Origin of the sequence: Bacillus cereus group sp. MG16 (assembly GCF_040459875.1) — a bacterium.
In the GTDB taxonomy this organism is placed as follows: domain Bacteria; phylum Bacillota; class Bacilli; order Bacillales; family Bacillaceae_G; genus Bacillus_A; species Bacillus_A paranthracis.
Window position 1 is genome coordinate 2,376,680 of record NZ_JARVHE010000001.1, and the last position, 25,924, is coordinate 2,402,603.

A 25,924-nucleotide genomic window follows, 5' to 3' on the forward strand; every position below is an offset into this window, starting at 1 on the left:
CACGTAAGAAAGAGGAGAAACGATGAAGGAAAATACGAAGAAAGAATTATTCTCATGGGCGAAAACGATAGGATTTACCCTTGTATTAATCGCAATTATTCGCGGTGTTTTATTTACACCGTCATTAGTACAAGGCGAATCGATGATGCCGACTTTAGAAAATAACGAACGAGTTCTCGTCAATAAGATTGGTTATAGTATAAGTGGGTTAGAACGCTTTGATATTATCGTTTTCCATGGAAAAGAAGGATATGATTTAGTAAAACGAGTAATTGGTTTACCAGGCGATACAGTTGAGTATAAAAATGATGTTTTATATGTAAACGGCAAAGCGATGGAAGAACCATATTTAAAAGAGTTTAAAGAAAAAGCAGCAGGTCGTGTATTAACTCCAGACTTTACGTTAGAACAAATTACAGGAAAAACGAAAGTGCCAGAAGGCCAAGTGTTTGTATTAGGTGATAATCGTGAAGTTTCTAAAGACGGTCGTATGTTTGGATTTATTTCAGAAGATGAAATTGTCGGAAAAGGACAAGCTGTTTTCTGGCCGTTGAAACAAGTAAGAGCGTTATAAAGAAAAAGTATGGGAGAAATATTCTTCCATACTTTTTTTATGCCTATTTATTTAAACGTTTGGTTCTGCTATAACTTGAGCTTTTGAAAGAGAACCATCATTATTTCTAAATTTTATTTTGTATTGACCTTACATAAAGGTTAAGTAGCTGAAAAATATATTGATAGAATTGAAAGAATATTTTATAATTTTAAATTATATGTTTGTTTCGAAAAACGGAATTTAAGTTCCGAAATTCGGAACAAGAGGGAGATAGAATGAGTATAAATAAAACGGCAGTTAAGACAATGGATATTTTAAAGTTGTTTTATGAGCATGAAGAACTCAGTTTAACAGAGATGGTTCAGCTTACAAGTATGCCGAAAACATCTGTTTATCGTTTAATTGGCTCGTTAGAAGAAATGGAGTTTTTACAAAAAAATGAGAAGGGGAAATATCATCTAGGAGTTGTTTTTTTACGATTCGGTCAACTTGTTTCACAAAGACTATCAGTAAGAAATATTGCGATTCCATATATGAAAGAGCTTAGAGATAGTTTAGGCCAGGCAGTTAATTTAATTATTCAAGATGGTAATGATGCGATTTATGTGGAAAAGATGGAAGGTGTTCAGCCTGTACGTGTGTATACGGCGGTTGGGAGAAGAGCGCCACTTTATGCTGGTGCATGTCCGAGAATTTTACTATCGTATTTTTCTGGGGAAAAGAAACGGAAATACATAGAGGAAACGAATTTAAAACAGTTTGCAGATGGAACAATCATAGATAAGAAAAAATTGCTAGAAGTGTTACAAATGGCGAAAAAGGAAGGACACACCATTAGCTATTCTGAGTTAGAAAATCATACAGCAGCTATAGCAGCGCCCATTTTCGCAAATGATGGAACGGTTGTAGCAGGCATTAGTATTTCAGGATTAGCAATTGAGTACAGCGAAAGTAACATTCCATATTTTATCGCTAAGGTGAAAGAGACAGCGAATCGCATTTCGAAAGAACTCGGCTTTTTGGCATAGAAAGAGGGAGTAGGATGAAATTTTCTGCGTTAGGGGATCAAGCAATTATTGTTACATTTGGTGAAGAAATCGGGATGGATGTATACGAAAAAGTACAACGACTATTTCAAGCGTTGCAACAACATCCGTTTACAGGAATGATTGAATGCGTTCCGTCATTTACTTCATTGGCCGTTTACTACAATTTGTATGAAGTATGGAAGGGAAATGATAGAAAGATAAGACCGTATGATTACGTATGCCAATACATAGTTAGAATGTTAGATACGTATAAGGAAGAGCTGAAACGAGATGTGAAACATATTTCTATACCCGTTTGTTATGGGGGAGAGTATGGACCTGATTTAGAAGAGGTGGCACATTATCACGGTTTACAAGTAGAAGATGTGATTCGCATACATAGTGAAACAACGTATTTTGTGTATATGTTAGGCTTTACACCAGGGTTCCCGTATTTAGGAGGGCTATCAAAAGAACTAGAAACGCCTAGAAAAGAAATACCACGGTTACAAATCTCTCCTGGTTCGGTAGGGATCGGCGGAAATCAGACAGGTATTTATCCGCTTGAAACACCGGGTGGATGGAATATTATTGGCCGAACACCAATCTCCTTATTTAATCCGGAAGAAGAAACACCAACCTATATTCAAAGCGGTATGTATTTACGATTTATCCCAATAACGAAGGAAGAGTACGTATCACTTGAGGGGGCTAAAGAATGGATGTAGAAGTTTTGCATGCAGGTATGTTTACAACAGTCCAAGATTTAGGACGATCTCATTATCAACAATACGGCGTACCCGTTGGCGGGGCTATGGATCAAAGTACACTTCGGATGATCAATATGTTAGTTGGTAATGAAGAAAATGAAGCGGGACTCGAAATGACGATTATGGGACCGAAATTGTTAATAAAGAAAACGACGTTACTCGCAATTGGCGGTGCGGATATGGAACCGTTACTAAATGGTGAGCGTATTCCATTATGGCGGCCCATTTTAGCGGAAGAAGGTAGCATGCTTTGCTTTGGAAAAGTGAAAAGTGGTTGCAGAGCGTATGTGACTTTTGCAGGTGGTATCCATATTGACCGTACGATGGGAAGCAAAAGTACTTACATACGTGCTGCGATTGGTGGTATGGAAGGAAGAATGCTGAAAAAAGGAGACTATTTTCAACTTGGGGAAAGATCAGAAATGGCTCATCGTTTCATGCAAGGCTTACAAAAGGGTGAGCGCATAAAAACAAAATGGGCAATTAGCAGTAGCGTACTCCCAAAATATAAGAAGTATCCTAAACTTCGCGTCATAACTGGTTTTGAATATGATCAATTTACAGAAGAAAGCAAAAAGGCCTTTTTTACGAAAGAGTATAAAGTATCTAATTACGCTGACCGTATGGGTTATAGGGTTGAAGGAGAAATTTTAAATAGAGCCGTTGAAAAAGAGATTTTATCGAGTTCTGTTACATATGGGACCATTCAAATTCCAAATGGCGGACAGCCGATTATATTAATGGCAGATAGGCAAACGACAGGTGGCTATCCGAGAATGGGAAATATCATTTCAGTAGATTTACCTCTTATTGCCCAGCTAAAGCCGGGGGACTATGTATCGTTTGAGAATATTACGCTTGAAGAAGCGGAACAATTGTACATAGAAAAAGAAGTAAATATGAATCTATTAAAAAAGTTCATCGCTTTACGAAGCTGAGTGCAGGAGGGAAATATCATGACTACAATTGATTTAAATTGTGATTTAGGAGAAAGTTTTGGCGCTTATAAAATGGGGAATGATGATGAAATTCTTCCGTTCGTTTCCTCTATAAACGTTGCTTGCGGTTTTCATGCGGGTGATCCGTCCGTTATGCGGCAAACAGTCGAAAAGGCAATGCAACATAACGTTGCGATAGGGGCACATCCCGGATTTCCAGATTTAATTGGATTTGGTAGAAGGAACATGAACGTTTCAGCAAGTGAAGTATACGATTATGTTTTATATCAAATTGGTGCATTAGACGCTTTTGTAAAAGCAGCTGGTGGGAAGATGCATCATGTGAAACCACACGGTGCTCTATATAATATGGCGGCAACTAATCCGGAAATTGCAGATGCAATCGCAAAGGCAATTTATCATATGAATTCAAGTCTATCACTTTACGGATTAGCAAATAGCGAGGCGTTTATACAGGCTGCGGAAAAATACAATATAACTCTCGTACAAGAAGCTTTTGCAGATCGTACGTATAAGCAAGATGGAACATTAACGAGTCGTACGGAAGAAAATGCGCTTATAAAAAATGAAGATGAAGCGATAAATCAAGTGCTTCAAATGGTGAAAGAAGGCTATGTAAATTCGGTGAATGGTGAGAAAGTAGCAGTTCAGGCGCAGACAATCTGTTTACACGGTGATGGAGAAAAAGCAGTACAATTTGCGAGGAAAATATACAGAACATTCGAACATGATAAAATTTCTATATGCGCACCGAAATAAAATAATGAGGGGAAGTGTTGGAATTGGTGAAATTAATCGGGATATTACTTGTTGCAGTGGGCTTTTTATTTAGATTAAATACACTATTAGTCGTTATGGTTGCAGGTATTGTTACGGGGATGGTTTCAGGATTAAGCTTTTATGATGTTATCAGCATGTTCGGTAAATTTTTCATAGAAAATAGATATATGTCTATGCCTATCATACTAACTTTACCGGTAATCGGAATTTTAGAGCGTTACGGTTTGAAAGAAAGAGCAGAAGCACTTATAACGAAATCAAAAGGTGCAACAACTGGAAGAGTATTAATGTCATATTTTACGATAAGAGAATCATCAGCAGCACTTGGACTGAATATTGGTGGTCATGCACAAACGGTAAGACCACTCGTTGCACCGATGGCAGAAGGGGCTGCGCAAGGTAAATACGGTAAGCTCCCTGAAAAATTAAGAGAAAAGATTAAAGCAAATGCAGCGGCTGCGGAAAATACAGCTTGGTTTTTCGGAGAAGATATTTTTATCGCAACTGGTGCGATTCTATTAATGAAAGGGTTCTTCGATTCAGTAGGTATGCATGTCGGAGTATGGGATATGGCGCTTTGGGGTATTCCAACTGCAATATCTGCACTTATCGTAAGCTGGATTAGATTTAGAAGGTTTGATAAATATATAGCGAAAACAATGGAAGCAAAAGAAAAAGAAGAAAAGGAGGCAATATAAAATGAACATCATCACAATGGATACAATCTATTACGTATTAGGTATAATCGTTGCCTTTATCGCTGTTCGTATCGCATTCGATCGTGAGCATCCAAACCGATTTGGTTCTAGTTTATTTTGGGCATTGTTTGCAGTTACATTTTTATTCGGAAATGTAATCCCTTCGTTTTACGTTGGCTGTATTGTGCTCACTATGGTTGTGTTAGCGTCATTAAATAAAGTAACAAAATCAGAGGAGAAAGAAGTACCAGTACAAGAACGTGTGAAACATGCGGAGAAATTAAAAAATAAAATTTTTATGCCTGCACTTTTAATACCTATTTTTACAATTATCGGTACGTTAACGTTAGGAAAAATCAAATGGGGGAATGTTTCTCTTGTTGATCCAGATAAAGTAACGCTAGTAGCATTAGCATTAGGAGCATTACTTGCATTCGTTGCGGCAATGCGTATTACAAAATCGAAAATAACAACGCCTGTACAAGAAGGAAGCAGACTATTACAAGCTGTCGGCTGGGCTGTTATTTTACCACAAATGTTAGCGGCACTTGGCGGTATTTTCGCAAAATCTGGCGTTGGACAAGTCGTTTCTGATTTAGTCGGCCAAGTGTTACCGACAGAGTATCCGTTCGTTGCTGTTATGGCGTACTGTTTAGGAATGATGCTTTTCACAGTCGTAATGGGAAATGCTTTCGCAGCGTTTGCTGTTATTACTGGCGGAATTGGTTTACCTTTAATTGTTCAAATGCACGGAGGAAACCCAGCGATTATGGCAGCGCTTGGTATGTTTGCGGGATATTGCGGAACGCTACTTACGCCAATGGCAGCAAACTTTAATATCGTTCCGGCAATGCTTTTAGAACTAAAAGATAAAAATGCCGTTATTAAAGCACAGGTACCAATTGCTCTTTCCATTTTTATTATTAATATGTTTATTATGTACGGCCTTGTATATCGTTTCTAATTAGGAGGAGAAAACTATGAAAACAGTATTATTAACAGGATTTGACCCGTTCGGCGGAGAAAGCATCAACCCAGCCTGGGAAGTCGCAAAAAGTTTGCATGAAAAAACAATCGGAGAATACAAGATTATTAGTAAACAAGTCCCAACTGTATTTCATAAATCAATAAAAGTTTTAAAAGAATATATAGATGAACTAAACCCAGAAATAATTATATGTATCGGACAGGCTGGGGGCAGACCAAATATTACGATAGAGCGTGTCGCAATTAATATTGATGATGCAAGAATTGCTGACAATGAAGGAAACCAACCGGTAGATGTACCGGTCGTAGAAGAAGGACCAGCTGCTTATTGGTCTACACTTCCGATGAAAGCAATTGTAAAAAGACTACAGGAAGAGGGCATACCGGCTTCCGTTTCACAAACTGCAGGTACATTCGTTTGTAATCACTTATTCTATGGTCTCATGCATGAACTAGAGAAACAGGATCAGAAAATAAAAGGCGGGTTTGTTCATATTCCGTTTTTACCAGAGCAAGCGAGTAATTATCCAGGGCAACCGAGTATGTCACTTTCTACTATTCGTAAAGGGATAGAGTTGGCAGTTGAGGTAACGACGACCGTTGAGGTGGATATTGTAGAGGTTGGTGGCACGACCCATTAAGTAGAATGAATTGCACGACACCTCCTGTAAACAACTGGTATAATAAGTATAGCAATATACATAGAGGTGATTTTTGTGCAACAATTTGAAGAAGTACGTTTGATTTTAGAAAAAGCGAAGAAAATTACAGTATTAACAGGAGCTGGTGCAAGTACGGAAAGTGGTATACCAGATTTTCGTTCGGCAAATGGATTGTATGCTGATGCGAATGTGGAGATGTACTTATCAAGAGGGTACTATAACCGAAGTCCGAAAGAATTTTGGAAGCATTATAAAGAAATCTTTCAAATCAATACGTTTCATCAATATAAACCAAATCGTGGGCATCGCTTTTTAGCAGAGCTAGAAGAGCAAGGGAAAGATATTACGATTTTAACGCAAAATATTGATGGTTTACATCAATTAGGTGGTAGTAAACATGTTATTGATTTACATGGAACGCTTCAAACAGCACATTGTCCGAAGTGTAAAACGGGATATGATTTGCAGTATATGATTGATCATGAAGTGCCGCGCTGTCAGAAGTGTAATTTCATTTTAAATCCAGACGTTGTTTTATACGGAGATACATTGCCGCAATATCAAAATGCGGTCAAACGTTTATATGAAACAGATGTCCTTATCGTTATGGGAACGTCACTAAAAGTACAACCAGTCGCTTCATTCCCAGAAATCGCAAAGAGAGAAGTAGGAGCAACAACCATCTTAGTAAATGAAGAATTAACAGGGCAAGAATATAACTTTGATTATGTTTTTCAAAATAAGATTGGTGAATTTGTTGAAGGATTATCTTCAATAAAATAAATTATCAAAAAAACTGAGGTATCCGCCTCAGTTTTTTATTTGGAGAATCACAGTTTAAAGCATTTCGATAATGTAGCAACCACATCTCTATAACCTATAAAAAAGGTTTTAGTTGGCAAAATAGCCGAATAGAAAGAAATGTTTTCTTTAACGAATATACAGTCGTCATAAAGTAAGCTAATATGTAGCTGTTGTAAAGGTTCTATTTGGTGCTGCCTTAGGTATAAAACTAAGTCATTATAAAGTTGCGTACTATACTCACTTACAGACCACTCTAATGAAAGCTGACCTGCTATGCTAGTCCACCATACTTTAAAACTACATATTAATTCTTTGAATAATTCTTCATTACATAAATGATTATCAAAAAGCTTCTCATAAAACATATAATTTTCATCATAAAAAATTTGCGAATCATATTTGTCATTAGCAACTTGTTTGCGAAGTGTATGCCATAATTTTTTGAAATTCGTTTCAAAGTTAGTAGAGAAATTGAATTGTCTTGCTATATAAGGAAAACGTAAATTCCCTGTTTTCTCTTTTTGATTGAGATAAATATTTTGAATGTAAATCATAAAGTTTAAACAATGAGGCGCATTAGTATGAATTGTGAATGAATCTGTCATTTCATTTTCTCCTTAGTAATGTCTTTTATTGATTTATTTCTTAAGTATACAACCTTTCTTTTAGAATAACATTCATGTTATTCCTTAATAAGGGAATGGTAATAAATAGGATATAAAATTAAAAAACTGAAAATTAAATCTTTTATTTCTTTTGTAATTAATATAAAATTCTATATATATCATATAAATAAATTTGATACATAATGGTTCTATGTAGAAATGTTAATAGAATGAAGCGAGGGAGCGAAATGAGACAGAAAAAGGAGCAGAAGAAACAATCGAAAAAGAAAAAGACTCATATTCCTTTTCGGTTAAATGTACTATTTTTTATTGTCTTTCTTTTATTTTCAGCTATTATAATTCAATTAGGTAAAGTACAAATCATTGATGGAGAAACGTATAGAAATGAAGTGAACAAAAAGGAAGACGTAACGGTAAGTACACCTGTTCCTAGAGGGAAAATGTTCGATCGACAAGGTCAGGTGATTGTAAATAATAAACCACTACGAACCGTTACATATACGAAAATGAAAGGAGTAGATTCGAAAGAAGTTTTACAAGTAGCAAGACAGTTAGCCCAGTTAATTGAAATGTCGCCAGAGGATATAGACAAGTTAACAGAAACAGATAAAAAGGATTTTTGGATGCAATTAAATGAAAAGCGGGCAGCAGAAAAAGTAACGAAAGAAGATGAGAGTAAATTTAGGAAGCAGGAGATAGAAGGGAAAGAATTAGATAAAAAAGTTGAAGAGTTACGTAGGGAAAGAATTACACAAGAAGAATTAAGCGAACTTTCAAAAGAAGACCTAGAAGTACTAGCAATTAAAAGCAAAATGAATGCGGGATATAAAATGACGCCGCAAATTGTTAAAAAAGATGTAAGTCAAAATGAATATGCAGTCGTAAGTGAAAGATTGGCAAGCTTGCCAGGAGTGGATACGACAGTGGACTGGGAACGTGAATACCCAAATGATAAAATACTTCGTTCTATTCTTGGTAGCGTTTCTACTGAAAATGAAGGATTGCCAAGGGAACAATTAGATTATTATTTAGTACGTGATTATAACCGAAATGACCGCATTGGTAAGAGTTACATCGAAAAGCAATATGAAGACGCATTACATGGAACGAAAGAGCAATCTAGAAGCATTACAGATAAAGCAGGAAATATAATCCGGACAGAAAAAGTGACTGAAGGAAAAAGTGGAAATAATTTAATGTTAACAGTAGATATGGAGTTACAGAAAAAAGTAGAGGAAAGTCTTGAAAAGAATTTACGAGCATTTCATTCTGCAGAGCCGATGATGGATCGTGCATTCGTTGTAATGATGAATCCGAAAAACGGTCAAATTTTATCGATGGCAGGAAAGAAAATTGTAAATAAAGATGGCGGGATGCAAATAGAAGACTATGCTTTAGGGACGATGACAAGTTCTTATGAGTTAGGGTCAACTGTGAAAGGGGCTACATTATTAGCCGGCTATCAAACTGACACAATTAAGCCGTATACGCATTTCTTTGATGCACCCATGTATTTTAAAGGAAGCTCTAAGCCGAAGAAATCGTGGAAAGACTTTGGTGATATTGATGATTTAAGAGCTTTACAAGTTTCATCAAACGTATATATGTTTAATACAGCATTAAAAATGGCAGGTATAAATTATGTGCCAAACAATCCATTAGATATTAAACAAGAAACATTTAATAAAATGCGCTACTATTTTAGACAATTTGGCTTAGGTGTACCGACTGGTATTGACTTGCCGAATGAATCGATTGGTCAAATGGGTAGAACGGATAACATACCTGGTTTTTTACTTGATTATGCGATTGGACAATACGATACATATACGCCGCTTCAACTTGCTCAATATATTTCAACCATTGCAAACGGTGGTTATCGAATGAAACCGCAAATTGTGCAAGAAGTGAGAGAGCAACCACATAGACCAGAGGATGTTGGAAAAGTTATTCGATCTATTGAACCAGTTATTTTAAATCGAGTAGATATGAACACTTCATACATTAATCATGTAAAAGAAGGATTTAGAAGAGTTTTTCAAGAGAATGACGGAACAGGTACTGCAACGTTTAAAGGATTACCGTATAAACCAGCTGGAAAAACAGGGACAGCTGAAACTGTGTATGGCGGAGAAAGTGAAATTGGAAGAGATGAAAACAATAATCGAAAAAAATGTTATAATTTAACTCTTGCCGGTTATGCGCCGTATGATGCTGATCCGGAAGTAGCTTTTTCAGTTGTTGTACCATGGGTAAATGATGACAAATCAGGAATTAATTCCGCGATTGGTAAAGAGATTTTGGATGCGTATTTTGAATTGAAAGCGAAAAGAGCAGGTGGAAATCCAGTCCCAGTAGAGCAGCCGAACAAGGCCCAGTAAAAATAATATCACTGCATGGAGACATATGGTGCAGTGATATATTTTTGATTTAAAAAGCGTTTGAATAAGGTGGGAATGGATATGAAACAGGAGATTAAGAGAGGTTGGGGGAAATACATACTCTTCGTGTTTGTTTTGGTAATGGCTTATCATTCTTTTACTTTATGTAAAGTGGAAGGGAAATCGATGCAACCGACTTTATATGAAGAAGACTACGTATTTGTAAATAAAGCAGCAGTACATTTTTCCGATTTAGAGCATGGAGAAATTGTCATTATAAAGGAAGAGGATGAATCGAAATATTATGTAAAACGAGTAATAGGACTTCCTGGTGACGTAATTAACATAACGAATGGATCTGTATATGTAAATGATAAAAAACAAGAAGAACCGTATACAAATAAAGATTTATTCAATAATACGCAAGTGTTTTATAACTTTCAAAAGACAAAAATCCCACCAAATAAATTATTTGTAATGGGAGATAATCGTGAACTTAGTAGAGATAGTCGAAACGGTTTAGGATATATTGAAGAAGATAATATAATAGGCAAAGTGGAATTTGTATATTATCCTTTTTCAAAAATGAAGATCATAGAATAAGTGGGGTTTTCTCTATCCCCACTTATTAACGTTTCACTTTATCTTCTTTAAAAAACCTTTTGGGTTAAACGATATGAAAAACTTATGCTTAGATTCATCGATTATGAAATTGTTGTTTGTAGCTAAAAACTCTTCAACCGCTTCCATTGGGCCAGGCCCCCAATCGGGAAGAAGCGGATTTCCATTAATAGAGGTATCTTCTACAATCATATAACTTCCAGTAGTGACGATAGATTTATATAGTAAAAGTTCTTTGGATACATGCTCTTTACTATGATCAGAATCTAAAATAACTAAAATCACATCATCAGGTTTGCGCATACTTACTATTGTTTGGATGGCCTGTACAGAAACAGAAGAAGCTGTTAAATACGTAATCCGATTATGTGATGGGCGATTTGGCTGCGGAGTTAGATCAATAGTAAGTACGTGACCTTTTCCAATTAAATCTAACATAGAAGCTAAATATAGTGCACTACCACCATGAAATGTCCCGCATTCAATAATTAAATCGGGCTTTAATTCATAAATGATTTCTTGATACAAAAAGAGATCAGAGGGAAGTTTACAAATTGGAACACCGAACCAGTGTGTATCTTTAAGCCACACAAGGCTGTCGTAATATTGGTTTAGAAATTCATTGCTTATATTATCGATTTTAAATTCTCCTTTCTATAAAGGATTCTCTCGTTTGACGTAAAGTATTTACGCATGAAAGTTGTACTATATACTATGTGGTAAGGAATTGTAAGGCGAGTGTTTTTACTTAAAAATAAGCCAAATAACTCATGTGAAAATGAAAGGAAATGATTGTATGTACAAGTACACAATTTGTTTTATTAGAAAAAGCGATAAAATACTGCTATTAAATAGAAATAAAAAGCCAAATATGGGAATGTGGAATGGTGTTGGTGGAAAAATTGAAGATAATGAAACGCCATATGAAGGAATAATTAGAGAAACGCTTGAGGAAACAGGCATAGATCTTCCAAGTGTAACGTATAAAGGGAATGTGGTTTTTAAAAGTAAGGACGAGTCTCGAGGTAGTGAAGGAATGTATGTATTCCTTGCTGATCTGCCAGATGGAGTACATATGGACACGCCATTAAGTACGGCGGAAGGATTATTAGAATGGAAAGAAATTGATTGGATATTAAATAAGGATAATAGAGGTGTAGTTAGCAATTTACCAAAATACTTACCAATAGTATTAACAGAAGAAAATAAGTTAGAGCATATATTCACATATGATAACGGGAATATTATTCATTACACAACTTCATTTTTGACAGATGATAATGCGAACAAACGATATGTAAAAAAAACTCTTTCATACTCAAGTTAATAAAATATTTCAAAGAGCAATCAGCATTTTTATGTTGATTGCTCTCATTATATATGTGAGGTGATGATATGTTCCAGAAATGCAATTCATTGACCATAATCGTCATATGTACGATGTTCCTTTTTGTAGCCTGTTCTAAAAGTGATACAGAACTTAAAGACATTCAAAAAGCAGATTACCTCGTATCCTATTCAAATGCCATGAAAGCCGGTAGTTACATATATGCATATGATAAGAAAGGAAATACGATTAGTAAAATGGAAGTAGATGGTCAAAGTATGATGAGCAATGCAAAAGATGAAAAGGGATACTACTTTTCATCAAATAGAAATAACAATCATTATGCAATTGATAAGACTGGTAAGATGCAAGAAATCAGTAGACCGAAACAATTACAAGATGTAAACGCAGGGGCATATTTCATCCATGCAGAACAAGGATATGTATATTATGATGTGAATATTGGATTGGTAGACGAAAAGAAGGGATATACAAGTGAACTTGTATATTGGAAAGATAGTGACAAAAGGCAAGAGAGTGTAGAACTAAAGGGAACGATTCAAGGTGCGCATATTATTGAGAATCATATATACGCATTTTCACAAACGCTAGATAAAGTATATATTTCAGAAATAGATTTGGTCACAAATAAAAAAACAAACGAATTTGAAATTCCTAATGAAAATGTGTATTTTGCACCAACTCCTCAAAAAGTAATTTTTCAAAAGTATAAAGATAAACTAATACTCGCATTAAGTGATAATGTAAATCAAAAGCTGCCTTCCAAATTAATGATGATAAACCCGAAAACTAAAGTAGTAGAAAAAGAAACGGTATTAGATGACAAACAATTCATACCTGTTTTAGTGCAGGTGTATGATAATAAGGTGTACGTTTTAAATCATGATGAAAAAATAAAAGAGTTAGATGAGAATTTGAATATCATACGTACATATTCACTGCAGAGTGATACAAAAATCGCTAGAGAGGACAAAGGGATTTCGGATATACAAGTACATGGTAATAAGTTATACATCTTATACAAAGATATGAATCCAAAGAGTAAAACGAAACAATTGGTAGCTGAGATTGAAGGATATGATTTGTTAACAGGAGGAAGTATTGAAAAGACTACTTTACAATTAGAGAGGAAATGGGATGATATTACTTTTCTTGTATTAAAAGAGTAAAAAAATGATTTGAAGGGAGTAACTCAAATTATGACATTCAAAAACGAGGAAGAATTAAATAAAGCTTTCGAGGCGGCCAAAGCGAGTCTAGAAATAGAAGGCATGACTGTTACAAAGGAAATGGAAAAAATTATAAAAGAAAAGGTATCCGGAAAGATAACGCACGAGCAACTTATTACATTAGCTGATGTGATTGCAAGACGTGGACGTACTTAACAATCTAGAAACCACCACAAAATTTTTAAAAATAAACGGGGAAAAAGAGATGGTAGATCCATCTCTTTTTCATATGCTCCATGATTAACTGCGAATCGCCTTAATCAGAAAACGATGTTGCTTCACATCAAAATATCCTTTTTGTAAGATAATTTCATGTATACGATATAATTCCTCATCATACCTTTCGACAGTAAAATTAGGGATTTGCCACGGAATTGCTTTTAAATAATAGACAATAGCGCCAATGTCGTAAAAGCGTTGGAAAGGGAATGCTTCTTTTGCTTCTAAAATAGTAAATCCATTTTCCTTTAACTCACTACATGCTGTTTCAAGAGACCAACTTGCAAATTCGTTATTTAGCGGTGCGTTAAACTGCTCATTTAGTTCCGCACAATCGAGACCACCAACTTGTTGTGTAAGAAATATTCCATTAGGAGAAAGTATTCTATTTACCTCAGAAGCAGAATAGGATTCATGTTGATTCATAATGAAATCAAACTGTTCATCTTGAAATGGTAAAGCAGTATCATCAATTACTGCCACAACTGTAACCCCTAAAGGTTCTAATTTCTTCCGAGCAATTGGCAAGTTTGGTGCATAACCCTCAGTCGCATAAATAGTTGGTGGGAACGGTTGTAACATAGATAAAAACTCTCCGCCGCCAGTACCCATATCGAGCATTGATTTAACACGTTGCATAAGCTGATAAGCAGTGCTACCGTACGACCATGATAAAAGCTCGCTCTTCATTCGGCCCGTTTCTGAAATGAAAGAAAAATCCCAACCGCTAAAATTTGTATTTGCACTTTCTAATAAAGTTAAAAATAATAGATTACGTTTCATAATTATGTCCTCCTATTTTTCAATGAATGATATGATGAAAAAAGAAAAAGGAGGACCTCTTATGAAAGAGAAGCGGTTTTACGTTTCGTGCTCGAATAGATTCATATAAATTCGCTCCTTGTGACAATGGTTATTTATATATTCGGGATAAGTAAGTGAAAGTCCTTTGAATTTGTGAGGGAAGGTTATGCTCTTCAATAATTGGGCTATTAAATGAAATAGTGCAATACGTATTGATTACATGAATTTTAACATTTTTGAATTTTCTTGAATTATCCTCTTGAACCTCTAGTTACTTTAGGTTTTATAATGAATTTATATTTTTAATAGGGGGATTTACATGAATACGGATAAAAAGTTTTCTATTGGAGAATTCTCGAAAAAAACGGGCATACCAATTCCTACTTTGCATTACTATGATGAAATTGGATTGTTACAACCAGAAAAGAATCCTTCTTCAGGGCACCGCATTTATAAATATCAAGATATTATAACCTTACAAAAAATTATAAGTTTAAAATTTCTAGGCTATAGTCTAGATAAAGTCGCTAATTTGTTACATGAATCAAGCTTTAGCGTTGATCTGAATGAAAGCTTGTCTCTCCATTTGCAAGTGTTAGAAAGAGAAAAAGAACAAATTGAGCAATCAATGCAAGCAATGAAAAGAGTAATGAAGTTAGTCGAAGAGGAAGAAGAGGTAGATAGTACTGTATTATTTAGTCTTATTTACGGTATGAATACTGAACATACACACAAAGAATGGACGGAACGCCATAAGTTAACGGATATCGTGGAAGAAATATCAAAGAAATCAGAAGAAGATAAAATTGCTTTGGATCAAACGTTTATTCAATTGTCTAAAAAGGTTAAGCAATTATATGGTAAACCAGTCGAGGATTCGAAAGTACAAGAGATGATTAAGGAATATATTGAAGAGTCTTTTTCATTTCTTAATGAGGATCTGATACAAAAGTTAGCTAATACTAGTGTGGAAGAACTGGATATGCAAGAACTTGAAAATATGATACCTTCGCCTTTCGCAGAAGATGAACAAAAATGGCTTAATGAAGCGATGGAATATTATATGAAGCAAGTAGAAATGGAAGAGGGATAGATTTTATGAGCAATGGTAGGTGGTTTAGCTTTATCGAAATAATGCTATAGACCTTTCATTGAAGAAGTGGAATGTTGGAAAAATATGTTTGTTATTGCTGTATTTAAAAGAAAGAAATGCGTATGCTTTATTTTTGAAGCATACGCGTTTTTGTTTAAAATACTCAAAAACAAAAATCTTTTGGTAAAGTACCATTTTTAATCACCGTTCGTAACCCATGTTTTATAATCCAAGGATTAACTGGATGCTGTTTATCACGTAATTGCTGCAACCATTGAAAAACGAGTTCTTTATCTTCTTTCGTAATATCGTTAATATGATTGGCTACAGATTTTTGAACATATTTAGAAGGGTCATTCATTAAAGGCTCAAGAAGCTGTAAATTGTACTGAAAGTCACCTTTCAGAGCTCCTATTTTTTTAGCCCAAGGAAGTCTAGGTCTCGTACCTTCAGAAACTAATCTTCTAATGTGACTGTTTTCATCATGAATCCACTTTTGTAATATGTTTAGTGTGTCTTCATGGTATGTTTGAAGAAAAGGCCGAATGGCATACTCAGCAGTATTCCTTTTCGTTATTTCATACATGGCGTTGAATGAGGTTTCAAAATCGTTAAGCCCATATTTTTCAACGTATTTTGCAATAGGCATGTACATATATCCGTTTGTAAATGTGCCTACTTCTGTTGTATTTTCTGGTCCTAATGTTTTCAGTAATATATGTATTGCTTCATTAAAATCTTTTTGTAAAGCATTGTGTAATTCATCTGCCAATACTTCAATACGCTGCTTTAACTCTAAATTTTCAACTTTACATGTTACGGAAGACACAAAGTTTCTTTTAGAGAAAGTAGGATCGTGTTTATAAATAGAATCAGCCATTTTTTCTGCTAATTCTTCGTTAAATAAAAATTTTAGCGGAACATATTTACCCATTTTTTCACCTCAGTGATCAGTTGAAAACAAGTTTTATTTTTTAATCGACAATCCATAAACTAAAGTCTCACTCGGAGTCGTAATACTAAAACCTGTCGTTTTATAATCAAGCTTCACCGTATCACCAGTGTAGTCTTTCGTAAATGAATCCATTTGTACGATAAGGTCTGCATCTTCATATACAACATCATCTGCAACATATGTATCCCAAATTAAATCGACATCAACGAAAATACTACAAGAGTTTGTCATTGTCCCTCTAATGCGAATGATTTTTTTATCTTCACGTTCTAATCTATGTATAGCTGCTATTGCTTCATCAGTAATGCGAATGTTCATTGTATCCCAACCTTTATTTATATTTCCTTTATTATTGCAAAAACAGGGGCAATAGGGAAGCAAAGAGGTTTGCAATAAAAAACGAGCAAACAAATTTGTTTGCTCGTTTCACTTTATTTTAGTTCACATTTATCAAGTGGAATGACTTTTGTTTTTTTCGTAAATTTGTATCCTAACCAAAGTACTAAGAAGAGTGGTAAACCGATGTAAGAAACGAGTACGCCGTTCCAATCGATTGATTCGCCCATAAACGCGCCGTAGTTTTGACCTAAAATTACGATGACGCAAAGTGCAAATGCGAAGATTGGTCCGAATGGGAACCATTTTGCTCTATAAGGTAAGTCATTTAAATCTTTTCCTTGTGCGATATATGCTTTACGGAAACGGTAATGACTAATTGCAATGCCGACCCAAGCGATAAAACCAGACATTCCTGATGCATTTAATAACCAAATGTATACAACACCGTCACCGAATAAAGAAGCAATGAAAGCGATACTACCGACAATCGATGTTACGATTAATGCGTTAACAGGTACGCCGCGGCTATCTAATTTACCAAGAAACTTCGGTGCTTTCCCTTGGCGAGCTAAATCCCAAAGCATACGAGTTGAAGCATACATACCAGAGTTACCAGCAGACAGTACTGCCGTTAAAATAACAGCGTTCATAACAGAAGCAGCAAAGGCAACGCCCGCTTTTTCAAAAATAAGTGTAAATGGACTTACTGTTACATCACTTGCAGCAAGGCTTTCAGTTGTATAAGGAATTAATAAACCGATAACGAGAATCGCAAGGATATAGAATAAAAGGATACGCCAAAAGATCGAACGAATTGCTTTCGGAATATTACGCTCTGGATCAGATGTTTCACCAGCAGCTACACCTAATAATTCAGTACCTTGGAATGAGAAGCCAGCTGCCATAAATACACCGATAATTGCCATGATGCCGCCATTAAATGGTGCATCTGCAACAGTGAAGTTTTTGAAGCCAACAGTTTCGCCGCCCATAATTCCGAAAATCATCATAAACCCGACAATTAAAAAGATAATAATTGTAGCTACTTTAATAAGTGCGAACCAATATTCAGATTCACCAAATCCTTTAACAGATAAGTAGTTTAAAAGGAAAATAATAGCTAAACATAATCCGCTCCAAATGAGGGAAGGAGTATCTGGAAACCAAAATTTCATAATTAATGTTACAGCCGCTAGTTCAGCAGCAATCGTAATTGCCCAGTTATACCAATAGTTCCATCCAAGGGCAAAACCAAGTGATGGATCAACAAATTTTGTTGCGTACGTGCTAAAAGATCCAGTAACAGGCATGTAAGCTGCGAGTTCAGCTAAGCTTGTCATTAAAAAGTAAACCATAATTCCAATTGCGGCGTATGCAATTAATGCACCGCCAGGTCCAGCTGAATGGATGACACCACCGCTGGCAAGAAATAGTCCGGTACCAATTGTACCGCCGAGAGAAATCATCGTAAGGTGCCTTGATTTTAGACCGCGTCTTAATTCACCTTTTCCTTTTGTAGCTTCTGTTTTAGAGGTAGCTTGATTCGTTGCGCTATTCATGTTCAACACTCCTTTTCTTGTAAGATAGGAAGGAGCGGGGGAGAAAAATACAAAAAACCGCCAAAGGAATTTGGCGGAACGTTTCACAAATAACCACCCCATCATACCCTTCCGTTAAGATAGCACCCCACGTTTACACGGTAATTTTGTAAACGTGACAGTTCTGTTCCTTTCGGAGACAGCCCCAGCTCATATTTCCAGAGAAGAAATATAAACTTCGGCAACTTTTCCTTTCAAACGGAGTCTTAGACATTCTCTGTATCTCGTCCGTTTTACTCTTAAAAGTCGCAACCTCTACCTCATCGGATTGATGAGGATTTATATATTGCTAAGATTTTTAATATATGGCAATTGTAATGAGTTTCTGAATATATTGCAAGATATTTTGTAGGAAAAAATCAAAAAATATCGGTTATTGTATAGGAAACGCTTGCAAAACTCCACCCGAACCTACTATTATGTAACAATAAGCAAAGAAAAAATTGTTATACAAATGTTTCGCAAAAAATATTGAAAAACCCTTCAAAAATTAAAAGAAAATTCAGAAAATATAATTCGACATTCATAATCAGGTCATATTTTTTGATATAATTAGAGTAACGTGTAAGTAAAAAAGGGGAAATCAAAATGAAATTAGAAACAGAAAGGCTCTATATAGTGCCGTGTACAGAAGAGAGTATTCACGTTGCTAACGAGCAAGGGTATAATAGTGGCCCACATATTGTAGGACATGTAGAAAATGTAAAACAGGATAAGGATTTATTACCTTGGGGCGCGTGGTATGTCATTCGAAAAGAAGATGACATCGTTCTAGGTGATATAGGTTTTAAAGGGAAACCAAATGAGGAACATACAGTAGAAGTTGGTTACGGATTTATTGAGAAATACTGGAATAAAGGGTATGCGACAGAAGCTGTACAAGAACTAATAGATTGGGCTTTTCAGACAGGAGAGGTAGAAACGATTATTGCAGAGACGCTCCTTGATAATTATGGTTCGATTCGTGTGTTAGAGAAGTTACATATGAAAAGAGTAGATTCGACAGAAACAATGATGAATTGGAAAATAGAAAAAAACCGCTCGAAGTAAGTTGAGCGGTTTTTAGTAATTAAGGTAGCATCTGTTTTTGATCATTCGGATATCCGGCTGTCGGTGTGTTAGAATGCTTGGAATGATTACGAACAGCAATGAAAATAGAAATAATAACGACAAGACCAATTGCCACGTAAGAAAGGGAAATAATCGTTGGATCCACTTTAAATGTAGTAAGTAGTGTACGAATGTTTGTAAAGATAATAAGGCCACCAACTAATACGCCAAGTAAATGAGAAGGTACGATGCGCACTAACCATGCAGCGATTGGAGCTGCGACAATACCGCCAAGCATTAACGAAAATACCCAAACCCAACTTACTTGTTCCCAACCGAGTGAGATGAAAAAACCAATTGTTGCAGCGAGTGAAACAGGAAACTCACTCGTATCTACAGATCCTATAACTTTTCTAGCTTCATTTCCTCTTGCTAAAAGTACAGGTGTCGTAATCGGCCCCCAGCCCCCACCACCAGTTGAATCAACGAATCCAGCGAATAAGCCAAGCGGAACAAGTTGTTTAGCAGACATACGTTTCTTTGAAGTAACAACTTGTTTTTGAATAATGAATCGTAATAAAATATAAACCCCTAAAGTAAATAAAAATACAGAAATGTACGGTTTAATTACATCACCAGGTAAATTACTTAAAAAACATGCCCCGACAAATGCGCCAATTGCTCCTGGTAATGTAAGCCTGGAAACGGTATATTTATCAACGTTTCCAAACTTGAGGTGAGATGCACCAGAAGCGGCGGTTGTAACAACTTCAGCTAAATGAACAGATGCGGAAGCTACAGCCGGTGCGATACCAAACATTAGTAAAAGTGAGGTAGACGTTACCCCGTACGCCATTCCAAGCGCTCCATCGATTAATTGAGCGAAAAATCCAATAATAGCAAAGACAATTAATTTCTGCATAAATAATCCCCCTGTAATAGTAAATGAAAAAGGCACTTTTCCCGTGTGAGAAAAGTGCCTTTGGTTTTTCCAATCAGCAATAATGAAATTTGTTTCATTATAATACATATTAATCGTATAAATCAACTAGGTTTTAAAGTTTTTTGAATTGAATGAAAGAAAAATAAAATATACAATAAAAGGATGGAGAGAAAGGGGAGAAAGACATGTTATTATTTGATCACCTCGTACATGCAGTGAACTGTACACCGGAGGAAGCGGCAAAACAAATGCAGGAACTTGGATTTCATACTGCACTAGGCGGAGAGCATACTACTTGGGGGACTTGGAATAGTTTATGTTATTTTGATTTATCTTATATAGAATTTTTAGCAGTTCAACATGAAGAAAAAGCGAAGAAAGCAGACAATCCATTAGTACAAGAAACGGTAGTGAAATTACAGGACGGAGAAGGTATGCTACAAATCGCAATTCGAACAGATGCAATTGAAGAGCTAGCAGTAAAGTTTAGTAAGCACGGTTTACATACGATAGGACCGTTTGAAGGGAAACGAATGAGAAAAGATGGCCGCCTTTTAGAATGGAAAATGTTATTTGTAAAGCAAGATAAGAACGGACCGAAATTACCTTTTTTTATACAGTGGAATGAAACGGACGAAGAAAGAAGAAATGATTTACGTAACATTGGCACGATCACTGAACATAAAAACAAAGTACAACAAATTGAAACAATCCATTACGCAGTAAAAAATGTTCGAGAAACAGTACGGAAATGGAAAGCAGTCATGGAGCTAACTGCAAGTCCAGTCATGAAAAATGAAGAATGGAATGCGGAGTGTCAAAGTGTATCGTTTGGTGACATTCAAGTACAGTTTTGTGAACCAATTGGAGAAGGTCTAGTGCAAGAATACATAAAGAATTATGGTGAATATCCATTTGCAGTGGAATGTAAAGGAGAAAATAAACGAGAGCATGAAGTGTTAGGTAGTTTGTACATATATTAATAGAGGTGAATGTTGTGAATGAAATACTTAGAGAGATAGAGAGAAAACTAGAATGCCCTCGTATTATAAAGTGTACAGCTATTTCAAAAGGTTTCTCACATGAAGAGAAATATAAAATAGAATTAGAAAACAAAGTAACATATTTTGTAAAAGTATGTGATGCAGTTCATTTTGAACGTAAACAAGAAGAATATACGTATATGAAACAATTAGAGTCATTACATATTCCAACGCCTAAGTTAATTCATTTCATAAAACTTGAGGAATTAAATAAATGTGTTCAAGTATTTGAATGGGCCCAAGGTGTAAATGGTGAAGAGGGCTTAAGTAAGCTATCGGTGGAAGAACAGTATCATGCAGGAAGAAAAGCAGGAGAAGTATTAAAGAGGATTCACTCGATAGAAAAAGAAAGTGCAAGTAATAAATGGAAAACATCTAGATGGAATAAATACGAAAGATACATAGAGGCATTAGCAGATTGCGAAGTGAATTTTCTAGATCTGAAGCCAGTATTAACCTTTGTAGACAATCATAAAGACTTATTAAAAAATCGTCCAATCACATTTTTACACGATGACTTCCATCCAGCAAATAGTATGATTCATAATAAAGAATTTATCGTTATCGATTTTGGTGGATATGATTTTGGCGATCCCATACACGATTTTTATAATGTAGCGATTTTTACTACAAGAATAAGCAAACCATTTGCGGTTGGACAAGTTCACGGTTATTGCGGAGGCGAACCATCACTTCATTTTTGGAAACTGTACTCCTTATATGCAGCAATGACATTCCCAGCTGATATCGTATGGACAAACCGAAGCACGTCGCATTTAGTAGGTGATATGAAGAAAAGGTTAAACGGAATTTTAGAAGATCATAATCAATTTTCATCCTATATTCCAAAATGGTATCAATCAAGTGAATTTAATAAATAACGGAGGAATTTATATGGACAAAATAGCAGTAATTTCAGATATACATGGTAATATTCCGGCTTTAGAATCTGTACTACAAGATATTAAATTGAGAGGAATTGAACGCATTATTTGTCTTGGAGATTTAGTAGGAAAAGGTCCTCATTCTAGCGAAGTAATTGAAATCATTCGTAAAGAATGTGAAGTAGTCGTAATGGGAAACTGGGATGATTTTATTACAAAGCCGACTGAATTTGAAGCATTAAAATGGCATCAAAAACAACTATCGGAAGAACAAAATGACTATTTAAGAAGCTTGCCATTTTCAATCGAGTTTTATATGAGTGGAAAACTCATTCGAATGTTTCACGCTTCACCGAGAAGTTTATATGAAAGAATACAACCACACGCTTCAAGAGAAGAGCGTATTAGTATGTTCGAAAACAGTGAGCTCACGGAGAATATAGAAGGAGAAAGAAAACCAGATGTCGTTTGCTACGGTGACGTTCACCAAGCATTCGTTCAAAATTTCAGAGGGAAAACGTTATGTAATGCTGGTAGCGTAGGAAACCCACTTGAAATCACACAAGCTTCTTATTTAATATTTGAAGGAACTTACAAAGAAAAAGAAGCAGCAAGCTTTTCTATTCAACTCGTACGAGTACCGTATGATATTGAATTGGCAATTCGATTAGCAGAAGAAATTGATATGCCAGAGATTGCAGAATACAAACAAGAGTTACGGACTGCATTGTATCGAGGATTTAAGGGGAAGTAAACCAATCATAATATATCTATCGTAACTTAAAATATATCAACGATTTTTTTGATATATCGACGATTCGACGAATAGTGACATGGATTGTTACTTGTAATTATATTATGTTAACTGATTAAGGGGGGAATATCATGTGTCGAAAACAAAACATCAAAGAAATTATTGATCGTATTTTAACGTTAAAATTAACTCATCCAATTAGAGTTGGAGTAAGTGGTATTACAGCTTCAGGAAAAACAACATTTGCAAACGAATTAGCGGAAGAAATAAAAAAACGAGGGTTACCAGTAACACGCGCTAGCATTGACGATTTTCATAACCCAAGGGTGATTCGTTATACACAAGGTAAAGAATCTGCAAGAGGGTATTATGAAGATGCACACGATTATACAGCTTTCAAAGAAAGGTTATTAAAGCCTTTAGGACCTAACGGGAATTTACAATATGAAACGATTTCTCATAACTTAATAACGGATATTCCTGTATATAATACGCCTATATTCGCTCAACCCAATATGGTACTCATAGTAGATGGAACATTTCTATTGAAAAAAAACATTGAGTATTTATTTGATTACAAAATTTTTGTAGATACAGATTTTGAGATTGCGAGAAAACGTGGTGCGAAGCGGGAGACAGAAGCTTTTGGAAGTTATGAAGAAGCAGAGAAGATGTTTTTGAACAGGTATCATGCGGCTTGTAAAATGTATATAGATGAGCATAATCCGAAAGAGTGTGCGGATGTTGTATTTCAGAATACTGATTTAGCAAAAACAAAACTTATATTTCATGAGCGAAAGTAATACACAATCAAAAGTATATGTATAGCCTTTTATTAATAGTTATAATTCTCGTATAATTATATTAGCTTTAGAAAGTGAAAAACGGGGGATAAGGCAATAAGAAACGCAAAAAGGGGAGAAAAAATATAATGAATGAAGTACTAGAATTAAAAGAAGAACTACTACAAATTAAAAATAATAATTATGCTGTACCAGAAGACGTGGATGCATATCCGTATGCGCAGTGGATGTTAGATTATATTGGATCACCTGATGCTGAATTACGTGATGATTTAATTTATAGTACGCTTCACACATGGATTACAACTAATGTGTTTAGACAAAAAGAATTACGAGGATTAATGTTACAAGCAATTAGTCCTGATTATTTATTTTATAAAATTGGTGAAAAGGGAACAGACTCTGTATTTAAGCGTGCATTCTCCGTATTAATTCCACCACTTATTTTATCTGTTCATGAAAGAGAACCGTTGTTATCAGAAGAACAACTATACAGCGTAGCAGAACAAGTGCTGGAATATGTATATTTAGAAGAAGATGTAAGAGGTTATGTAGAAGGAAAAGGATGGGCACACTCTACTGCGCATGCAGCGGATGCGCTCGATGCGTTAGCACGTACAATACAAAATCGTGAGTTTTCATATGCGATTCTTGCAGCTGTTCGTCAGAAAGTTCGCCTAAATGACTATGTTTACATACACTTTGAGGATGAGAGATTAGTAACGCCAATTATGTCGTTACGTAATCAAAATCTTTTAACAGAAGAAGAGTGGAGCAACTGGTTACATAGTATAGCAATTGTTGAAGACATCCCGCATCCTCAGTATGATATTTTAGTACAAAATATTAGAGCTTTTTTAAGAAGTTTATACTTTAGAGTTTTAGAGACAGAGGGTAGTACAGCCTTTACAGATGATATTTTGGAAACTTTGAAGGATTTGCGTAGGTATTAAAAATCCATTTTGCTAAAAGGAAATTACATAAAACCAACACCTCCCAACCATACTAATAAAATGTGTTGGAGGTGAGTTTTATGGACAAAAAAGACTTTGAAAAAGTGTATAATGATTATTTATATCAAGGAAAAGAACAAGCTCAATTCGAAGTAGACCATGAAGTTAATACAGGAGCAGAACAAATAGTTGCCGTTCGTAAAAATGATGATGGGGATTTAATTGCTTTTAAGACAAGTAGCGGGAGAGAGTTAGATTATATGACTGCTCTTAGTGAAGCAAAATCAGGGAAGTTAGCTCATGTGGACGTATTTCATAAGTATGGCAGAGATATTATACGTAGCGAACCTGATGGAATAAAAGAAAATAACTTAGATAATTTACCTTCATTTTAAACGGGTAAGCCTTAAGAAGAGAATGTTCATTTGGATATTCTCTTCTTTTTTTCTCTACAAATAGACGGTTCATTTCTACAGTGCGATCATACTTTTAAAGAGCACTCTAAATTTTTCTTTATCTTCTGCTGTAAATGGTTTCGGTCCCTTTGTACGTTTACCACTTTTTCGAACCATTGCACTTAAATATCGTGTTTGTAATAGTTGTTCAATGTTATCATTCGTATACTTATAGCCTTTATGGTGTAGTACGATACAGCCTTTTGCTAAAGCAAGCGAAGCAAGACCGTAATCTTGTGTTATGATTAAATCTTCTTTTTTTGCTAACTGCATAATTCGGTAATCCGCAGCATCTGCTCCAGAATCAACATAAATTGTTTCCACGCCTTTTGGCTGCTCTGCATTAGAATAATGAGAAAAGCTTGTAACGAGGGTAACAGGAATTTCTGCCTTTGTAGCTTCAAAAATAATTACATCTTTTACAGGGCAAGCATCTGCATCAACATAGATTTTCATTGGTATCACTCCTATAACTAGGTTCGTGTTGATGATAATGGTAGATTTAGGTTTTGTCAAACGAGGATTTTGTATTTTAACTTACAAAAATTGTATATATTTAAAAGTATATGTTAATATACAATT

The 25,924-nt window shown here is 35.3% G+C and carries 30 protein-coding genes and 1 riboswitch; of the genes, 22 read left to right on the plus strand and 8 right to left on the minus strand.

Features of this window, described 5'->3' with window-relative positions; genetic code table 11:
* Nucleotides 1–22: 22 nt before the first annotated feature.
* From lepB (QCI73_RS12180) to QCI73_RS12220, 9 genes are all read left to right on the plus strand, one after another.
* The gene (gene lepB, locus QCI73_RS12180) at nucleotides 23–574 is read left to right on the plus strand and encodes a signal peptidase I (protein WP_000662493.1); all 552 of its coding nucleotides are present in this window, start codon (nucleotides 23–25) and stop codon (nucleotides 572–574) included.
* 257 nt (nucleotides 575–831) lie between these two features.
* Complete coding sequence (locus QCI73_RS12185; protein ID WP_353822999.1) at nucleotides 832–1,584, plus strand: IclR family transcriptional regulator; 753 nt, start codon at nucleotides 832–834, stop codon at nucleotides 1,582–1,584.
* Nucleotides 1,585–1,598: 14 nt separating this feature from the next.
* Complete coding sequence (gene pxpB / locus QCI73_RS12190; protein ID WP_074609490.1) at nucleotides 1,599–2,312, plus strand: 5-oxoprolinase subunit PxpB; 714 nt, start codon at nucleotides 1,599–1,601, stop codon at nucleotides 2,310–2,312.
* Nucleotides 2,303–3,292, plus strand: coding sequence for a 5-oxoprolinase subunit C family protein (locus QCI73_RS12195; RefSeq protein WP_353823000.1), 990 nt, complete (start codon nucleotides 2,303–2,305; stop codon nucleotides 3,290–3,292). The genes pxpB and QCI73_RS12195 overlap by 10 nt, the downstream gene beginning before the upstream one ends.
* A gap of 18 nt (nucleotides 3,293–3,310) precedes the next feature.
* Nucleotides 3,311–4,072, plus strand: a complete 762-nt coding sequence (gene pxpA / locus QCI73_RS12200; protein ID WP_353823001.1) for a 5-oxoprolinase subunit PxpA — start codon at nucleotides 3,311–3,313, stop codon at nucleotides 4,070–4,072.
* Between the two features lie 23 nt (nucleotides 4,073–4,095).
* Nucleotides 4,096–4,791, plus strand: a complete 696-nt coding sequence (locus QCI73_RS12205; RefSeq protein ID WP_113742674.1) for a DUF969 domain-containing protein — start codon at nucleotides 4,096–4,098, stop codon at nucleotides 4,789–4,791.
* Nucleotide 4,792: 1 nt separating this feature from the next.
* On the plus strand, nucleotides 4,793–5,755 hold the full coding sequence (locus tag QCI73_RS12210; protein WP_353823002.1) for a DUF979 domain-containing protein: 963 nt from the start codon (nucleotides 4,793–4,795) through the stop codon (nucleotides 5,753–5,755).
* A gap of 16 nt (nucleotides 5,756–5,771) precedes the next feature.
* Nucleotides 5,772–6,419, plus strand: a complete 648-nt coding sequence (gene pcp / locus QCI73_RS12215; protein ID WP_353823003.1) for a pyroglutamyl-peptidase I — start codon at nucleotides 5,772–5,774, stop codon at nucleotides 6,417–6,419.
* Between the two features lie 75 nt (nucleotides 6,420–6,494).
* Nucleotides 6,495–7,223, plus strand: coding sequence for an NAD-dependent protein deacylase (locus tag QCI73_RS12220; protein WP_139302864.1), 729 nt, complete (start codon nucleotides 6,495–6,497; stop codon nucleotides 7,221–7,223).
* A gap of 47 nt (nucleotides 7,224–7,270) precedes the next feature.
* On the opposite strand, the gene QCI73_RS12225 is transcribed toward QCI73_RS12220, so the two are convergent.
* Nucleotides 7,271–7,849 (minus strand): hypothetical protein, encoded by a 579-nt coding sequence (locus QCI73_RS12225; RefSeq protein WP_074609499.1) that lies wholly within the window; start codon nucleotides 7,847–7,849, stop codon nucleotides 7,271–7,273.
* A 248-nt stretch (nucleotides 7,850–8,097) separates the two neighbouring features.
* Between QCI73_RS12225 and QCI73_RS12230 the strand changes: the two genes are divergently transcribed.
* A complete protein-coding gene (locus QCI73_RS12230; RefSeq protein WP_001249208.1) occupies nucleotides 8,098–10,251 on the plus strand; it encodes a peptidoglycan D,D-transpeptidase FtsI family protein in 2,154 nt (717 codons plus the stop codon).
* A gap of 81 nt (nucleotides 10,252–10,332) precedes the next feature.
* The gene (lepB, locus tag QCI73_RS12235) at nucleotides 10,333–10,854 is read left to right on the plus strand and encodes a signal peptidase I (RefSeq protein ID WP_087932026.1); all 522 of its coding nucleotides are present in this window, start codon (nucleotides 10,333–10,335) and stop codon (nucleotides 10,852–10,854) included.
* A gap of 33 nt (nucleotides 10,855–10,887) precedes the next feature.
* Here the strand turns inward: lepB (QCI73_RS12235) and QCI73_RS12240 are convergent, their stop codons facing one another.
* Entirely contained in the window at nucleotides 10,888–11,511 is a 624-nt protein-coding gene (locus QCI73_RS12240) for a cephalosporin hydroxylase family protein (protein WP_080493756.1), read from the minus strand.
* Nucleotides 11,512–11,668: 157 nt separating this feature from the next.
* Between QCI73_RS12240 and QCI73_RS12245 the strand changes: the two genes are divergently transcribed.
* The 3 genes from QCI73_RS12245 to QCI73_RS12255 all read left to right on the plus strand — a co-directional run bounded on the left by QCI73_RS12245 (nucleotide 11,669) and on the right by QCI73_RS12255 (nucleotide 13,605).
* Nucleotides 11,669–12,199 carry an NUDIX hydrolase gene (locus QCI73_RS12245; protein WP_087932025.1) on the plus strand — a complete coding sequence of 177 codons (531 nt, stop codon included), beginning with the start codon at nucleotides 11,669–11,671 and terminating at the stop codon, nucleotides 12,197–12,199.
* Between the two features lie 68 nt (nucleotides 12,200–12,267).
* Complete coding sequence (locus tag QCI73_RS12250) at nucleotides 12,268–13,389, plus strand: hypothetical protein (protein ID WP_087932024.1); 1,122 nt, start codon at nucleotides 12,268–12,270, stop codon at nucleotides 13,387–13,389.
* Nucleotides 13,390–13,419: 30 nt separating this feature from the next.
* A complete protein-coding gene (locus QCI73_RS12255; protein ID WP_000143190.1) occupies nucleotides 13,420–13,605 on the plus strand; it encodes an antitoxin VbhA family protein in 186 nt (61 codons plus the stop codon).
* An 84-nt stretch (nucleotides 13,606–13,689) separates the two neighbouring features.
* On the opposite strand, the gene QCI73_RS12260 is transcribed toward QCI73_RS12255, so the two are convergent.
* A complete protein-coding gene (locus QCI73_RS12260) occupies nucleotides 13,690–14,451 on the minus strand; it encodes a class I SAM-dependent methyltransferase (RefSeq protein WP_353823004.1) in 762 nt (253 codons plus the stop codon).
* Between the two features lie 340 nt (nucleotides 14,452–14,791).
* Between QCI73_RS12260 and QCI73_RS12265 the strand changes: the two genes are divergently transcribed.
* A complete protein-coding gene (locus tag QCI73_RS12265; protein ID WP_353823005.1) occupies nucleotides 14,792–15,565 on the plus strand; it encodes a MerR family transcriptional regulator in 774 nt (257 codons plus the stop codon).
* 163 nt (nucleotides 15,566–15,728) lie between these two features.
* Here QCI73_RS12265 and QCI73_RS12270 read toward each other — a convergent pair whose 3' ends face one another.
* From QCI73_RS12270 to QCI73_RS12280, 3 genes are all read right to left on the minus strand, one after another.
* Nucleotides 15,729–16,499 carry a DNA alkylation repair protein gene (locus QCI73_RS12270; RefSeq protein ID WP_087932022.1) on the minus strand — a complete coding sequence of 257 codons (771 nt, stop codon included), beginning with the start codon at nucleotides 16,497–16,499 and terminating at the stop codon, nucleotides 15,729–15,731.
* A 33-nt stretch (nucleotides 16,500–16,532) separates the two neighbouring features.
* A complete protein-coding gene (locus QCI73_RS12275; protein WP_001026161.1) occupies nucleotides 16,533–16,838 on the minus strand; it encodes an iron-sulfur cluster biosynthesis family protein in 306 nt (101 codons plus the stop codon).
* Nucleotides 16,839–16,951: 113 nt separating this feature from the next.
* On the minus strand, nucleotides 16,952–18,418 hold the full coding sequence (locus QCI73_RS12280; RefSeq protein ID WP_001083374.1) for an amino acid permease: 1,467 nt from the start codon (nucleotides 18,416–18,418) through the stop codon (nucleotides 16,952–16,954).
* A gap of 112 nt (nucleotides 18,419–18,530) precedes the next feature.
* A riboswitch (Lysine riboswitch) is annotated at nucleotides 18,531–18,723 on the minus strand.
* 322 nt (nucleotides 18,724–19,045) lie between these two features.
* On the opposite strand from QCI73_RS12280, the gene QCI73_RS12285 reads away from it, so the two are divergent.
* Nucleotides 19,046–19,507, plus strand: a complete 462-nt coding sequence (locus tag QCI73_RS12285; RefSeq protein WP_000764614.1) for a GNAT family N-acetyltransferase — start codon at nucleotides 19,046–19,048, stop codon at nucleotides 19,505–19,507.
* Nucleotides 19,508–19,526: 19 nt separating this feature from the next.
* Here the strand turns inward: QCI73_RS12285 and QCI73_RS12290 are convergent, their stop codons facing one another.
* Nucleotides 19,527–20,429, minus strand: coding sequence for a sulfite exporter TauE/SafE family protein (locus QCI73_RS12290; protein WP_353823006.1), 903 nt, complete (start codon nucleotides 20,427–20,429; stop codon nucleotides 19,527–19,529).
* Between the two features lie 206 nt (nucleotides 20,430–20,635).
* Between QCI73_RS12290 and QCI73_RS12295 the strand changes: the two genes are divergently transcribed.
* From QCI73_RS12295 to QCI73_RS12320, 6 genes are all read left to right on the plus strand, one after another.
* The gene (locus QCI73_RS12295; RefSeq protein ID WP_353823007.1) at nucleotides 20,636–21,433 is read left to right on the plus strand and encodes a VOC family protein; all 798 of its coding nucleotides are present in this window, start codon (nucleotides 20,636–20,638) and stop codon (nucleotides 21,431–21,433) included.
* A 14-nt stretch (nucleotides 21,434–21,447) separates the two neighbouring features.
* Nucleotides 21,448–22,374 carry an aminoglycoside phosphotransferase family protein gene (locus tag QCI73_RS12300; protein WP_353823008.1) on the plus strand — a complete coding sequence of 309 codons (927 nt, stop codon included), beginning with the start codon at nucleotides 21,448–21,450 and terminating at the stop codon, nucleotides 22,372–22,374.
* 13 nt (nucleotides 22,375–22,387) lie between these two features.
* Entirely contained in the window at nucleotides 22,388–23,131 is a 744-nt protein-coding gene (locus QCI73_RS12305; RefSeq protein ID WP_074563065.1) for a metallophosphoesterase family protein, read from the plus strand.
* Nucleotides 23,132–23,262: 131 nt separating this feature from the next.
* Entirely contained in the window at nucleotides 23,263–23,934 is a 672-nt protein-coding gene (locus QCI73_RS12310) for a nucleoside/nucleotide kinase family protein (RefSeq protein ID WP_353823009.1), read from the plus strand.
* A 128-nt stretch (nucleotides 23,935–24,062) separates the two neighbouring features.
* On the plus strand, nucleotides 24,063–24,887 hold the full coding sequence (locus QCI73_RS12315) for a DUF2785 domain-containing protein (RefSeq protein WP_353823010.1): 825 nt from the start codon (nucleotides 24,063–24,065) through the stop codon (nucleotides 24,885–24,887).
* An 80-nt stretch (nucleotides 24,888–24,967) separates the two neighbouring features.
* On the plus strand, nucleotides 24,968–25,282 hold the full coding sequence (locus QCI73_RS12320) for a DUF3892 domain-containing protein (protein ID WP_353823011.1): 315 nt from the start codon (nucleotides 24,968–24,970) through the stop codon (nucleotides 25,280–25,282).
* A gap of 75 nt (nucleotides 25,283–25,357) precedes the next feature.
* Here QCI73_RS12320 and QCI73_RS12325 read toward each other — a convergent pair whose 3' ends face one another.
* On the minus strand, nucleotides 25,358–25,798 hold the full coding sequence (locus tag QCI73_RS12325; protein WP_087953254.1) for a YaiI/YqxD family protein: 441 nt from the start codon (nucleotides 25,796–25,798) through the stop codon (nucleotides 25,358–25,360).
* Between the last annotated feature and the right edge of the window lie 126 nt (nucleotides 25,799–25,924).